This window comes from Microvirga sp. CF3016, from assembly GCF_036314085.1.
Lineage (GTDB): Bacteria > Pseudomonadota > Alphaproteobacteria > Rhizobiales > Beijerinckiaceae > Microvirga.
In genome coordinates this window covers 388131-401735 of the sequence record NZ_JAYGGM010000002.1, presented here as the reverse complement: position 1 = coordinate 401735, position 13605 = coordinate 388131, and the positions used below count along the sequence as shown (strand labels likewise).

Below are 13605 nucleotides of genomic sequence, written 5' to 3'. Positions count from 1 at the left end.
GTCCCGCCTGAACGGCTCTGACTTAACGGAAAGCCCCGGAGGAAACTCCGGGGCTTTTTTGTTGCTACGAGGTCCGAGGTTTCTGTTGTCAAGCTATATGATATAATATAAAAATTAGGACAGAATTCAAAGGAATTGCCCGTGACTGTCTATGTGATCGACCCTTCTAACCCACTCACCACCACGGGAGACTATAAGCATGCGCTTCAGATTGATGAGGGCGATACGGTTCTTTTAGCAGAAGGTGCCCATATCCGGGCGTTCGGCTACATGGCGAATAGCATCAACGCCTCCGGCCGGGTCACTGTGTTTATCGATGGACGAATTCATTGCGCTCAGTCCATCGGGATTGCCATGGGCGGCACGCTTTCAATCGGCCAGTCCGGGAGCGTTCTAGGGGTGGAGGGAGTGCTCCTCGGAGGAGTCGATGACCTCAGCAGCATCGTCAATAATGCGGGCATAATCTTTGGAGGTGATGCCGGCATTTATGTCGAGGCGAAGCAGGCCGTCATCAACAATTCCGGCACGATCACAGGCGGCGGTGGTATCTGGACCTATCCCACAAACAGCGGCACCGCGTCCCTGACGGTCACCAATACCGGTGTGATTGAGGGAACAGGTGGTTGGGCGATTTCCGGCAGCGCTCATGGGAAGAACGTCGTCATCAATTCGGGCCTCATCAAAGGGTCGGTGTTCCTCAGCTTTGGCAACGATGTCTATGACGGACGCGGCGGCAGCATCACGGGCGACGTCCATCTTCTCAGCGGCGACGATGTCGCTTTCGGCGGTGGAGGCTCTGAGACATTCCATATCAAGGGCGGCACGCACTTCATCGACGGCGGCGCCGGCATCGATACTATTCGCTTCGATCGTCAGGCCTTCGTGGATCTGCGGGTCACCGATGAGCAGAAGACATCCGAAACGGCGTGGGACACCATTCGGAACGTCGAGAACCTGATCGGCAGCCGTTTGGCGGATCGTTTGTACGGGAGCGATGATGACAACACCCTGGCTGGAATCTATGGCAATGATCTGCTCGAGGGCAATGACGGCAATGATCTGCTCATCGGCGGGGCAGGGAATGACTCCCTTTCCGGAGGCTTCGGGGCCGATGTCTCCGAATACAGCGGGAACTTCGCGGATTACACCATTCGCAAGCAGGCTGATGGCAGCTATTCGATCGTGGATAATAGCACTGGCCCGAACGACGGCTCCGACGTTCTGATCGGGATCGAATACGCTCAATTCGCCGACCGTACGATTGCCCTGACAGCGACGACCAACTCCGCGCCAACCTCGCTCAGCCTCGACGACACGAGCATCGACGCAAGCGCCAAGCCCGGCGCGCTCGTCGGCCGCCTGAGCGGCGTCGATCCGGATGGTGATGCGCTCGGCTATCACCTCGTCACCAACCCCGGCAGCCATTTCCGCATCCATGGCGACCAGCTCATCGTCGACAAGGCTTTCGCCTCCACGGACACGGCCTTCGACATCGTCGTGCGGGCGAGCGACCCCAAGGGCGCATCGCTCGACATGCATTTCATCATCACGGTGACGGCCAACGGCGTGACGGTCCTTCCCTCCGACGGCCCATCGGAGCCCAGCGCATACCCGGAGGCGCGCGTGCTGCGGGGCGGCAAGCGCGCCGATATCCTCGCTGGCGGCGATGGCGACGACCATCTCAATGGCAGGTTCGGCAGGGACAAGCTGACGGGCGGTTCAGGCGATGACGTGTTCGCCTTCACGACCAGGCTCAGCAAGACGAACGTGGACCGGATCCTCGATTTCACGTCTTCAGAGGATACGATCCATCTCGCATCGAAGATCTTCGGCCGGCTCGATAAAGGCGCGCTCTCGCAGGAGGCGTTCCACGTCGGAAGGAAAGCCGCCGAGGCGGACGATCGCATCGTCTTCAACGCCAAGACAGGCGCCCTGTCCTATGACGCGGACGGTTCGGGCACGAAATATGCAGCGATCAAATTCGCGCAGCTTAAAACGAAGACGCTGCTGACGGCCGACGACTTCTTCGTCGGGTAATCGTTTCGTCGTTCGTCAGCCCCAACGAAAAGGCCCCGGAGCGATCCGGGGCCTTTCGCATTGAGAGGCGGATGATCGATTATGCCGCCTTCTTCGTCAGGCCTTCGGCCTCCAGCGCCTGCTGCACGCTCGGGCGCGCCGCAATGCGGGCCTGGAAGGCCTTCAGGTTCGGGAAGGGCGAGATGTCGACGTTATGGAAGTTCGTCCAGTTCACGACCGTAAAGAGATAGGCATCGGCGATCGTGAAGGTCTCGCCCATCAGGTAGGGCTGCTTGGCGAGGATCTCGTCGAGATAGGCGAAACGCGTGGCGAGGCGCTCCTTCGTGGCGGCCTTCACCTCATCCGGCGTGGCCGGGTTCCACAACGGGCCGAAGCCCTTGTGGATCTCGGTGCTGATGAAGCCGAGCCATTCCAGGAGGCGGTAGCGCTCCTGGGTGCCGTGGGCCGGCGCGAGATCCGTCCCGGGCTGCTGATCGGCCAGGTACTGGACGATGGCGCTGGCCTCGGTGAGCACGGAGCCGTCCTGCAGGCCGAGAGCCGGGACATAGCCCTTCGGGTTGATGGTCGCGTAATTCGCTCCCGATTCCGTGGTGCGATTGGCGAGATCGACCTTCTCCAGGCTGACGGGAATGCCGGCCTCGCGGGCGACGATATGGGGCGCGAGCGAGCAGGCGCCCGGATAGTAATAGAGCTTCATGGGTCTTCTCCAGGGTGAAGGGGAATCAGGCTGCGGCCTTGAGAGGGGATGCAGCAGGGGCGAGCGCAAGAGGGCGGGAGGGCTTCAGGGCGTAGGCTCCGTCACCGAGAAGGGCCTGTGCAACGGACAGGACGATCAGGTAAAGCGGGTATTCCCAGCCGCCGCCTTCCGCCGAGAAGACCCAGCCGTTGCCGATATGGACCCAGGTGGCGCCGAACAGGACCGGCAGCAGGCTCAAGGCGACCCAGCGGCTCTGCACGCCGAGCACGAGCAGCACGCCGCCGACGAACTCGGCGAAGAACGTCGCATAGGCGAGGGCGCCGGGCAGGCCGAGAGACTCGAAATATTGCGCCGTGCCTGCGAGGGTGAAGGTCATCCATTTCAGGACGACGCTGTGGGCGATGTACATGATGCCGAGCGAGACGCGCAGGAGCAGTGCCGCATAGTCTGAACTGGAGGGATAGGCGTGTGACATTGCAATTCTCCATGCAAGTGCATAGACTTTTGATGCAACTGCATGGATCTGTCAATTTATATGCATATGCATAGAAACCAACTGAGGTTTGCCCGGATGCAAGAACCGTCTGCCGCCGTCATCAGGGCCTGGGGCCGTCTGATCCGTGCCGAGCGCACGGTGGTCGCCCGCATCGAGGCGGAACTCAAAAGGGCGGGCTTCCCGTCGCTGCACTGGTACGACGTGCTGCTGGAAGTGAAGCGCGGGCCCGGCGGGCGGCTCACGCCGCGCGAGATCGAAGAGGCTGTGCTGTTCGAGCAGTACAACCTCTCGCGGCTTCTCGACCGCATGGAAGCCGAGGGCTTGGTGCGCCGCATCCCGTTCCCGGGGGACAAGCGCCGTCAGCTGGTCGAGATCACCGACGAGGGACGGGCGCTGCAGGAACACATGTGGCCGGTCTACGGCGCCGCCATCAACCGGTACTTCGGGGACAAGCTCGGAGAGAAGGAGGCCGGACAGCTGTCGGCCCTGCTGCTCAAGCTGTTGCAGTCCGAGAATACCTGACGTTCAAAGAACGAACTGGACCGAAGGGCGTTCATGAGAGAAGACGGCTAAGTTCCGGCGACCGACGAGGGATTCTCCGTGATACCAAGCTCCTCTTCCTTCACCTTCCCGCGGCGCAGCATTCTTGCCGGCCTTCTCGTCCTTCTCGCAGCCGTTCAGGTCGCGGACTGTCCTGCGACACAGGCACAATCGGCACCGACGTCGCGCTCCAGCTCCACGTCCATCCGGACGCCGGATTTCGACGAGAGCGTGCGCTGGTACCAGGACACACTCGGGTTTCGGCTGATCGGCAGTCAGAGCCTCGTTCCCGGGCGCCGGGCCGTGCTGGAGCGGAGCGGCTTCCTGTTGGAAATCACCGAGGTCGATCACCTGTTGGCGGCCAATCAGGATCCACACGCGACGGGCAACGTCGCGGCGACCCCATTGCCGGTCATCAGTTTCCTCGTGCCGGATGTGGACAAGGAGATCGAGCGCCTGCGGAAGGCCGGCGTGGAAATTCTCCAAAGTCCCGAGGACGAGCTCGACGGCCGCTATCGCACGGCGCAGATCCGCGACAACGGCCGCCATCGGATCGAGCTGCGCGAGCCCATCGACGAGAACGGCTTCAACGCCATGGGGCGCTGACGGAAATTTTTCGCGACCGGGAATAAGGCCGAGCGTGGCGTGTCTCTGAAGTTGTGGTCATCGACCTCAGGAGGACACCCATGAAGCTGTTTCTGCGTCCGGCCATCCTGGCAGGAGCCCTCGTCGCCGCATCCATCGCGTTCGCGCAATCTGCCGCTCCTGCGAAGGTCGCGGATACGAGCAAGGGAAAGGCTCTCGTCGATGCCAAGGGTATGACCCTCTACACCTTCGATCGCGACACCGCCGGCAAGTCGTCCTGCAACGGCCAATGCGCCCAGAACTGGCCGCCGCTCATGGCGGCCGCGGGCGCTGCCGCGTCGGGCGAGTGGAGCGTGATCACCCGCGACGATGGCTCCAAGCAATGGGCTTACAAGGGAAAGCCGCTCTACCTCTGGGTCAAGGACACCAAGCCGGGTGAAGTCACGGGTGACGGCGTCAACAATGTCTGGCATGTCGCGGCGCCTTGAACTTGCAGGGACGTTCGGTTCGTCGTTGAATGGCCCTGCCAGCTGAGAATTGACCTTGGACGAGATCGCTTCCCTTCTCGAGCCGCAGATCCCAGGCTTGCGACGCTACGCCTGGGCTCTTCTGCGCGACTGCGAAGCCGCGGACGACCTCGTCCAGGACACCCTGGAGCGGGCGATCAGCCGCTGGAGCCAGCGGCGCGACGGTGATCTGAGGGCCTGGCTCTTCACGATCCAGCGCAACCTGTTCATCAACGGCGTGCGCCAGCGGAAGGTTCGCGGCACGCGCGTGGGTGAGGAGGCCCTGAACGATGTTCAGGCGCCCGACATGAGCCCGGAAGCTCATGCCGGACTGCACGATGTTCTGAGAGGGCTCGATGCTCTGCCCGAGGAGCAGCGCTCCATCCTGCTGCTCGTGGGCGTCGAGGACCTGTCCTACGAGCAGGCCGCACAGGTGCTGGGCATCCCGCTCGGCACGGTGATGTCCCGCCTGAGCCGGGCTCGGGCGCACCTGAGAGAGTTCATGGAGAACGGGCGCGGCGCCGTTCTGAGGAGAGTGAAGTGACGGGCGAGCGACCCATCGGTGAGGACGATCTGCAGGCCTTCGTCGACGGCAGGCTCCCGCCTTCGCGGCGGGAGGCGGTGAAGGCATATCTCGCCGACCATCCGGCAGCGGCCGCGCAGGTGGAGCGCGAAACCGAGCAGCGCGAGGCCTTGCGGGCGAGGCTGTCGTTCAAGGCTCGGGAGCCCATTCCGTCACGCCTGCGTATCGCCAATCTCATGGCCGACCGGCAGCGTTCATCGCGGATCCGTCCCGCCGCCATCGCGGCCGCATTGGCGTGGCTTGCGGTCGGCGGGATCCTTGGAGGTTGGGGCGGGGTCTGGTGGGCTTCGCGTTCTCAGAGGCAGGCCGAGGCCATGAGCGTTGCCGACAACGCCATTGCAGCGCATCGCATCTATGTCAGCGAGCGGTTGCACCCCGTTGAAGTTCCCGCCGATCAGGAAGCGCATCTCGTGCAGTGGCTCTCGCGCCGCGTCGGCAAGCCATTGACGGCTCCGAACCTGAATGCCCAGGGCTATCGTCTGATCGGTGGGCGGCTGCTGCCCGACAGCGGCGCCGCGGCCGCGCAGTTCATGTACGAGAATACCGGCGGCAACCGCCTCACGCTCTATGCGCGTTCGGGAGGAAACGAGACGCAGACGTCCTTCCGCTTCGAAGAGCAGGATGAGGTGTCGGCATTCTCCTGGATCGACAGGGGCTTGTCCTACGTGGTCTCGGCCAAGGCGGACCGGTCCCAACTGCTGACGATTGCAGAGACGATCTACCAGCAGTTCGAGGCCGCAAGCGACCCGGCGAAGGGTCGCTTGTAGCACCGATCGTCGTGCTCAGCCGAAGACGGCCGGATCAGGGCCGACACGCCCCGAGGCATCGTCGAGCGCTTCGATCGCGCGCATGTCTTCAGCATCGAGCTTGAAGTCGAACACGTCGATGTTCTCGCGCATGCGAGCGGGCGTCACGGTTTTCGGGATGACGACGAGGCCGTTGTCGAGATGCCAGCGCAGGATGACCTGGGCCGGCGTCTTGCCGTATTTGCGGCCGATCGCGGCAAGTGTCTCATCGGCCATGAGGGTCCCTTGGCCCAGCGGGCTCCAGGATTCCGTGACGATCCCATTCTTGGCATGGAACGCCCGCAGTTCCTTCTGCTGGAAGCGCGGATGCAGTTCGATCTGGTTGACGGCAGGCGTCACGCCGCTCTCGTCGGTCAGGCGCTGCAGATGCTGCACCATGAAGTTCGACACGCCGATGGACTTGGCGCGCCCGTCCTGCTTCAGCTTGATCAGCGCGCGCCAGGTATCGCGATACGCCTCGCTGCCCGCGACAGGCCAGTGGATGAGATAGAGATCGACCTGGTCGAGCTGGAGGCGCGCCAGGCTCTCGTCGAAGGCACGCAATGTCTCATCGTAGCCTTGACGATCGTTCCAGACCTTCGTGGTGATGAAGAGTTCCTCACGCGAGACAGGCGCCGCCTTGATGGCCTGTCCGACGCCTTCCTCGTTGCCGTAGATGGCCGCCGTATCGATGGAGCGGTAGCCTGCCTTGATGGCCTCGCCGACCGCGCCCGCGGCTTCCTCGTTGGTGACCCGCCAGACACCGTAGCCGAATTGCGGCATGGCGTTCCCGTCGTTCAGGCGGACAGTGGGGGTAGTCGACATTGGCTGCTCCCTTGATCGTGCGGCAGGTAGGTAGGGCTCGTTGAGGCTAAGCAAATAGTGATTGCCTCCGGCCGGCGCCATGCCGGAACCGGCATGGCCACCCTGCGTTGCAGGCTTGGCACCTCACTTCCTTGCAACGGGAGCTCGCCTTGTCCATTCCAGAAGCGCGGAAGGGCACGCCCGATCCGACCCTCGACCAGGCCGAGTTCCGCAAAAGGTTCCTCCAGCAGTTCGAGGATCCGGCCTACGAGCCTCTAGAGGACGAGCTCCAGCGAATTGCCGATGCCGCCTGGGATGCCTACAGCCATCATCGGAAGAGCCCCAAGACTCGCAAGGCGGGTCCAGGCTTTTCCGATCCCGATTACGATCTCGCTGTCGATTGGATTGCTGCAAAGGAAGCGATCGATCTCGCGCAGAAGCGGCATGAAGACAAGGCGGGGCCGGCCCGATTTCTCCTCGTCTCGGCGTCATCCCGCAGCGAGCACACTTGTCCGGGCGAGATGTCGAAAAGCTATCGCCTCGTGGAGATTGCCCGTCAGGTTCTTGCCAAAGCCGGAAACGCCGAAGTCGACGTGCTCGAATTGAGCCGCCTTACGTCCGAGTACGGCCGTCATATCCATCCCTGCAAAGCCTGCTTCTCGACGGCGGCCGCTTTGTGCCACTGGCCCTGTTCCTGCTATCCGAACTACTCGCTTGGCCAGACGCAGGACTGGATGAACGAGATCTATCCGAAATGGGTGGCCGCCCACGGCGTCATGATCGTCACTCCGGTCAACTGGTATCAGGTCTCGTCTCCGTTGAAGCTGATGATGGACCGGCTCGTCTGCGCCGATGGCGGCAATCCGGACCCGACTTCGACTCAGGGCAAGAAGACGGACATCGCAAAGGATCTCGAACTGAAAGGCTGGGACTATCCCAAGCATCTGGCCGGCAGGCTCTTCTCCGTGATCGTTCACGGCGATACCGAAGGTGCCGGTAGCGTCCGCCACAGCCTCTCCGACTGGCTGCGCGCCATGGACCTCGAGCCTGCGGGCGGGGCGGCAGAGTTCGACCGCTATATCGGCTACTGGAAGCCTTACGCCACCAGCCACGAGGAACTCGATCAGGATCAGGCGGTGCAGGACGAGGTGCGAAACGCCGCCTGGACACTGCTGGAAGCCGTGAGTGCCAAGCGAGATGGAAGGCACGTCGCCGCGGGAGAGAACCTGAAGGAGCCGCGGCAGAAATGAAAAAGCCGGCCCAGAGGACCGGCTTTCGCATTTAGTCAGATTCGGCTTCTCACCAGCTGGTGAGAACCGAGCCCTTGAACTTCTCCTCGATGAACTGCTTCACCTCGGGCGTGTGATAGCTCTCGACGAGGGCCTTCACCCAAGGCTTGTTCTTGTCCTCGCTGCGCACGGCGATGAGGTTCACGTAAGGACCCTTCGGGTTTTCGCGAGCAATCGGGTCCTTCACCGGATCCAGGCCGCCCGACGTGGCATAATTGGTGTTGATGATGGCGGCATCCACGTCTGCGAGCACGCGCGGACCCTGGGCCGCTTCGATCTCGACGAACTTGATCTTCTTCGGATTGTCCGTCACGTCGAGCGGGGTCGGCTTATAGCCCGTGCCTTCCTTCAGTTTGATCAGGCCCTTGTCCTGCAGAAGGATGAGCGCACGACCGCCGTTCGTCGGATCGTTGGGGATTGAGATGGTCGCCCCGTTCGGCAGAGCGTCGAGGCTCTTGTGCTTCTTCGAGTAGATCCCGATCGGGAAGTTCACGGTGAGTGCGACGCTCTCGATCTTGAAGCCGCGATCCGCGACCTGGTTGTCGAGATAGGGCTGGTTCTGGAACGAGTTCGCCTCGATGTCGCCGGCGGCAAGCGCCGTGTTCGGCACCACGTAGTCGGAGAACTCGACGATCTTGATGTCGAGGCCCTTCTTGGCCGCGATCGGCTTGACCGCTTCCAGGATCTGCGCGTGCGGACCGGGCGTCGCGCCGATGCGGATGGTCTGCGTCTGCTGTGCGAAAGCGGGCAGGGCGGCAAACGACAGGAGGGCGGCGAGGCCCAGCTTCTTCAGGGACATGGTGGTGCTCCTTGTGCGATGTTTTTATGAAAGTTAGGCGTGACGGATGCGCTTGTTGAGGCGGCGTGCGAGGCGGTCCCCGATGCTCTGCACCGCTTGGACCAGGACGATGAGCACGACCACGACCGCGAGCATCATTTCCGGCATGAAGCGCTGGTAGCCGTAGCGGATGCCGAGATCGCCCAGGCCGCCGCCGCCCACGGCGCCGACCATGGCCGAGAAGCCGAGGAGCGACACGACTGCGAGCGTCAGGCCGAGCGCGATGCCGGGCAGCGCCTCGGGGATCAGCACCTTGCGCACGATCTGGATCGGGCTGGCGCCGAAGGCCCGCGCCGCTTCGATCAAGCCCTGATCCACCTCGCGGATCGCCCCTTCGATGAGGCGCGCGATGAACGGAGTGGCGGCAATCGTCAGCGGCACGATGGCGGCATTGGTGCCGATGGACGTGCCGGCGATCAGTCGCGTGAAGGGGATGATCGCCACAACGAGAATGATGAACGGGGTCGAACGCGTCGCGTTGACGATGACGCCGAGCACCCGGTTGACCCAGGGCGCGGCGAACAACTCGCCCTTGCCGGACGTAGCGAGAAACACGCCGAGCGGCAGACCGAAGATCGTGGCGATCAGCGCCGAGACGGCAACCATGTAGAGGGTTTCGCCAGTGGAATTGGCGATGAGGCGTATCATCTCAGGCGACATAGCCGAGAACCTCCGTGTCGAGACCGTGCTTGTTCAAGAAGTCGAGGGTTGCGGCGAGGGACTGCCCTGGCACCCCGACCACGAGGGTGCCGAAGGGCCGGCCGGCGATTTCATCCACCGAGCCCGACAGGATGTTGGTCTCGATGTTGAGGTCGCGGGCAAGCCGCGCGAGAACCGGATCCGTCGCGTGCGGGCCGCGGAAGCCGATGCGCACGACCGCTTGGCTGCCGGGTGTCGCCTCGGACCGGAGCCTGCTCTGTACATAAGGCGGAAGCGCGCGGCCGGATTCGTCGGCCAGAAAGGAGCGGGTCACTTCGTGCTGGGGACGGGTGAAGATCTCGAACACGTCGCCCTGCTCGACAATCCGCCCGCCTTCGATCACCGCGACCTCGCGGGCGATGTTGCGGATCACGGCCATCTCGTGGGTGATGAGCAGGATGGTCAGGCCGAGCTCGTCATTGATGCGACCAAGAAGGTCGAGGATCGAGCGGGTTGTTTCCGGGTCGAGAGCCGACGTGGCCTCGTCCGATAGGAGGACTTTGGGCTTGGTGGCCAGAGCACGGGCGATGCCGACGCGCTGCTTCTGGCCGCCGGAGAGTTCGGACGGATAGCGGTTGCGCTTGTCGGAGAGGCCGACGAGGGCCAGAAGCTCCTCCACGCGGGTCTTGATCTCGGCCTTATCGTAACCGGCCACTTCGAGCGGCAGCGCGATGTTCTGGGCCGCCGTGCGCGAGGACAGCAGGTTGAAATGCTGGAAGATCATGCCGATGGAGCGGCGGGCATGGCGAAGGGCAGCTTCGGGGAGCGCAGCGATGTCGGCGCCGTCAACGATGACCTTGCCGGAAGAGGGCTTTTCCAGTCCGTTCACCAGGCGGATCAGGGTCGACTTGCCGGCACCGGAACGGCCGATCACGCCGAGGATGGAGCCCTGAGTGACGGCGAGGTTGATTTCCCGAAGAGCCGTGACAGGTTGGCCGTCGCGCCCCGGAAAGGTCTTCGATACCTTCTCCAGCCGCACGATGGGCTCCGCCGGGATCAGGCGCTGGGCAGTCTGGCTGCCGAGATAGCCGAGAGGGGCGTTCATGAAGTCGCCTTTGCAGTGACGTCAGGGATGTCGATATGACACATGAAACATCCCGTTCTGTAAGTCAATTGTTTCGTTCTTTAAATAGGACAATCTGTTTTGAAGAACATATTGAGCCTTCTAGCGAGCTGTCGCTGTCCTCACAAGACTGCTATCGCTTCGAACCAGGGGAAGTTCCTCCTTTCTTTCGCCACAAGCGCCGTTGATCCGGCTGCTTCGGGTTTGTATGGGCCGGGCAGGGTTCTCGGTAGGAGATGTGTATGATCAAGGCGAGCATTGCGCTGGCACTCGTAGGGCTCGGCGTCCTCATGGCTTCCCTGTCCGGGGCGGTCGGGGTTCCGTTCTATCTGCCCCTCTCGACCTTGGCCTTGGCCGGGATCGTCTTCGTCGCGAAGGACATCCCGAAGTTCCTGCGCATCTTCGTCGTGATGCTCTCGGCAACCCACCTCGTGCTCGTCGCACTTATCCTCGGTGCAACCGCAGGGGTGATCACGGGCGACTACACCGGATATGTTCCGCCGCCATCGGCGGCGCTCGGCGCCACGGCCTTCGGAGCCATCATCTATGGCCTGTCCTACGTGCCCGTCGTCCGCACCATCTGCCGCATCACCGATCTTTATCTCGCCTCCCAGGCCGACAGCGTCATCCGCATCCCCTTCATCGGCCTCGTGCGGGCGCGTGAAGGCGTCATCGGCACCTGGATGATCGGCATCCTGATTGCGATCAACCTCGCTCAGGTCGCGCTGAACGTCCGCCTCAGCTTCTTTTCGCGCGACATGTTCAATGCGCTCGAGGCCAAGGATGCCGCAGCCTTCTGGTATCAGCTCTTCGTCATCTTCACGCCGCTGGCCGCCGTGTTCGTGGCCATCGCCCTGACCGAGGTGCTGCTGCAGAACGTGCTTACCATCCGCTGGCGCGCCTTTCTCAACACCTATTATCTGCGTGAGTGGCTCGGCGACGGGACCCATTACCGGATGCAGATCATGGGCCGGGGCGCGGACAACCCGGATCAGCGAATCTCGGAAGACCTGCGCAAGTTCGTCGAGAGCACCTATTCCCTGTCCGTCGGCCTCATGAACCAGGCCGCAACCCTCGTCTCCTTCGTGGCCATCCTCTGGACCATCTCGGCCGGGTTCACCTTCCCGGGCACCAATGTGGAGGTTCCGGGTCTGCTGGTGTGGGTCTGCGCGGCCTATGCCATTCTCGGCACCTGGGTGACGCATCTCATCGGTCGGCCGCTGATCGCCCTGAACTTCGAACAGGAGCGCGTGGAGGCGAACTACCGCTTCTCCCTGGCACGCCTGCGCGAATACACGGAGCAGGTCGCGCTTCTCTCCGGCGAGCCGGCCGAGCGGGAGGGCTTGGGACGGCGGTTCGGGCAGATCGTCGACAACTACATGCGGATCGTGGTGCGCCTCATCAAGCTCAATACCTTCACCTCGGCCTATTTCCAGGCCAACGTGGTGGTGCCCTATATTCTGACTGCGCCTTACTACTTCATCGGGAAGATCTCCCTGGGCCAGATGCAGCAGGTGGTCGGCGCGTTCTCGCGGGTGGAGTCGGCGCTCACCTATTTCATCACGATCTATACGACGCTCGCCGACTACAAGGCCGTGCTCGACCGTCTCACCACCTTCGAGGGCGCCATCGCGTCGGCCCAGCGCGTCGGCGGCGAGAGCAAGCTGGCGATCACACCGAAGGCGAGCCGGGAACTGCGTCTGGAGGATCTGGACGTGCGCCTTCCGGACGGCAGCGCCCTGCTGCGCGCGGACGCACTGGCCTTCCGGCCGGGCGAGCGCACCCTGATGACGGGTCCGTCGGGCTCGGGCAAATCGACCCTGTTCCGCGCCATCGCGGGCATCTGGCCCTTCGGCGAGGGGCAGATCCTCGTGCCGGAGGGGCAAAGCATGATGCTCCTGCCGCAACGCCCCTACATTCCCATGGGGACGCTGCGCGATGCGGTAACCTATCCGGGCAAGATCGACGCCTATTCGGACGCCGAGATGGCGGAGGCCCTGCGCACCGCCAGGCTCCCGCAGATTGCGGATCGGCTCGACGAGGAGCGCAACTGGGGCCAGACCCTGTCCCTCGGCGAGCAGCAGCGCCTCGCGGTGGCCCGGGCGCTCCTCGCCAAGCCGGACTGGCTGTTCCTGGACGAAGCCACGGCCGCCCTCGATGAGCCCACGGAGGCGGAGATCTACCGGATCATCAAGGAGAAGTTGCCGAACACAACGGTCGTCTCCATTGGCCACCGCTCGACGCTCGCCGCCTACCACGACCGACGCATCGACATGAAGAAAACCGAAAGCGGCCTTTCGACCCCGGTCGATCTGCGCCAGGCCGAGCCGGCGGAGTAGGTCGAGCGCTTTCAACAACTCCTCTCGCGTCATCACCGCCCCCGGACGTGTTCCGGGGATCAGTCTCGGTGATCCCGATGATGTGAGGCGCAGCGCTTTTCCGATCGGGATGGCCGGGATGGGCCCGGCCATGACGAGGAGGATGTCGGGATGGCTGAGAAGCCATGGCGCAGGTCTGGCGAGCGCGGGCATCTTGCTGTGTTGCTGTCAACGAGCCAGCACCTTCAGGCCCAGGGCTGGTGAGCCCTGAGCCGGAAGGACGATCGAGGGTGGCGCGAGTGGCAGCCCGGCTCGATGATGATGGTGGGAGATGGAAGAGCCGGACGGCGCCTCGCGCACGGTTC

The 13605-nt window shown here is 63.2% G+C and carries 14 protein-coding genes; 8 read left to right on the top strand and 6 right to left on the bottom strand.

Going from position 1 to position 13605, the window contains the following annotated elements:
- The first annotated feature begins 141 nt into the window (after positions 1 to 141).
- Positions 142 to 2037: a calcium-binding protein gene (locus tag VB672_RS04260; RefSeq protein WP_329782928.1), complete on the top strand. Its 1896-nt coding sequence runs from the start codon at positions 142 to 144 to the stop codon at positions 2035 to 2037.
- Between the two features lie 79 nt (positions 2038 to 2116).
- On the opposite strand, the gene gstA is transcribed toward VB672_RS04260, so the two are convergent.
- Positions 2117 to 2734 carry a glutathione transferase GstA gene (gene gstA, locus VB672_RS04255; RefSeq protein ID WP_329782927.1) on the bottom strand — a complete coding sequence of 206 codons (618 nt, stop codon included), beginning with the start codon at positions 2732 to 2734 and terminating at the stop codon, positions 2117 to 2119.
- Between the two features lie 25 nt (positions 2735 to 2759).
- On the bottom strand, positions 2760 to 3209 hold the full coding sequence (locus VB672_RS04250) for a DoxX family protein (RefSeq protein WP_329782926.1): 450 nt from the start codon (positions 3207 to 3209) through the stop codon (positions 2760 to 2762).
- Positions 3210 to 3305: 96 nt separating this feature from the next.
- Here VB672_RS04250 and VB672_RS04245 point away from each other — a divergent pair, with 96 nt between their 5' ends.
- From VB672_RS04245 to VB672_RS04225, 5 genes are all read left to right on the top strand, one after another.
- Complete coding sequence (locus tag VB672_RS04245; RefSeq protein ID WP_329782925.1) at positions 3306 to 3752, top strand: MarR family winged helix-turn-helix transcriptional regulator; 447 nt, start codon at positions 3306 to 3308, stop codon at positions 3750 to 3752.
- Positions 3753 to 3830: 78 nt separating this feature from the next.
- Positions 3831 to 4376, top strand: coding sequence for a VOC family protein (locus VB672_RS04240; RefSeq protein WP_329782924.1), 546 nt, complete (start codon positions 3831 to 3833; stop codon positions 4374 to 4376).
- 80 nt (positions 4377 to 4456) lie between these two features.
- Complete coding sequence (locus tag VB672_RS04235; protein WP_329782923.1) at positions 4457 to 4843, top strand: hypothetical protein; 387 nt, start codon at positions 4457 to 4459, stop codon at positions 4841 to 4843.
- Between the two features lie 55 nt (positions 4844 to 4898).
- Complete coding sequence (locus VB672_RS04230) at positions 4899 to 5405, top strand: sigma-70 family RNA polymerase sigma factor (RefSeq protein ID WP_329782922.1); 507 nt, start codon at positions 4899 to 4901, stop codon at positions 5403 to 5405.
- The gene (locus VB672_RS04225) at positions 5402 to 6211 is read left to right on the top strand and encodes an anti-sigma factor family protein (RefSeq protein ID WP_329782921.1); all 810 of its coding nucleotides are present in this window, start codon (positions 5402 to 5404) and stop codon (positions 6209 to 6211) included. Before VB672_RS04230 ends, VB672_RS04225 begins: the two co-directional genes overlap by 4 nt.
- 15 nt (positions 6212 to 6226) lie before the next feature.
- Here VB672_RS04225 and VB672_RS04220 read toward each other — a convergent pair whose 3' ends face one another.
- Positions 6227 to 7054: an aldo/keto reductase gene (locus tag VB672_RS04220; protein ID WP_329782920.1), complete on the bottom strand. Its 828-nt coding sequence runs from the start codon at positions 7052 to 7054 to the stop codon at positions 6227 to 6229.
- 149 nt (positions 7055 to 7203) lie between these two features.
- Here VB672_RS04220 and VB672_RS04215 point away from each other — a divergent pair, with 149 nt between their 5' ends.
- Entirely contained in the window at positions 7204 to 8283 is a 1080-nt protein-coding gene (locus VB672_RS04215) for a flavodoxin family protein (protein WP_329782919.1), read from the top strand.
- A gap of 49 nt (positions 8284 to 8332) precedes the next feature.
- Here VB672_RS04215 and VB672_RS04210 read toward each other — a convergent pair whose 3' ends face one another.
- The 3 genes from VB672_RS04210 to VB672_RS04200 are packed head-to-tail and all read right to left on the bottom strand — an operon-like array spanning position 8333 to position 10904.
- Positions 8333 to 9121, bottom strand: a complete 789-nt coding sequence (locus VB672_RS04210; RefSeq protein WP_329782918.1) for a MetQ/NlpA family ABC transporter substrate-binding protein — start codon at positions 9119 to 9121, stop codon at positions 8333 to 8335.
- Between the two features lie 33 nt (positions 9122 to 9154).
- Complete coding sequence (locus VB672_RS04205; protein WP_329782917.1) at positions 9155 to 9820, bottom strand: methionine ABC transporter permease; 666 nt, start codon at positions 9818 to 9820, stop codon at positions 9155 to 9157.
- Positions 9810 to 10904 carry a methionine ABC transporter ATP-binding protein gene (locus VB672_RS04200; RefSeq protein WP_329782916.1) on the bottom strand — a complete coding sequence of 365 codons (1095 nt, stop codon included), beginning with the start codon at positions 10902 to 10904 and terminating at the stop codon, positions 9810 to 9812. Before VB672_RS04200 ends, VB672_RS04205 begins: the two co-directional genes overlap by 11 nt.
- Before the next feature lie 260 nt (positions 10905 to 11164).
- Here VB672_RS04200 and VB672_RS04195 point away from each other — a divergent pair, with 260 nt between their 5' ends.
- The gene (locus tag VB672_RS04195) at positions 11165 to 13261 is read left to right on the top strand and encodes an ABC transporter ATP-binding protein/permease (RefSeq protein WP_329782915.1); all 2097 of its coding nucleotides are present in this window, start codon (positions 11165 to 11167) and stop codon (positions 13259 to 13261) included.
- The last annotated feature ends 344 nt before the right edge of the window (positions 13262 to 13605 follow it).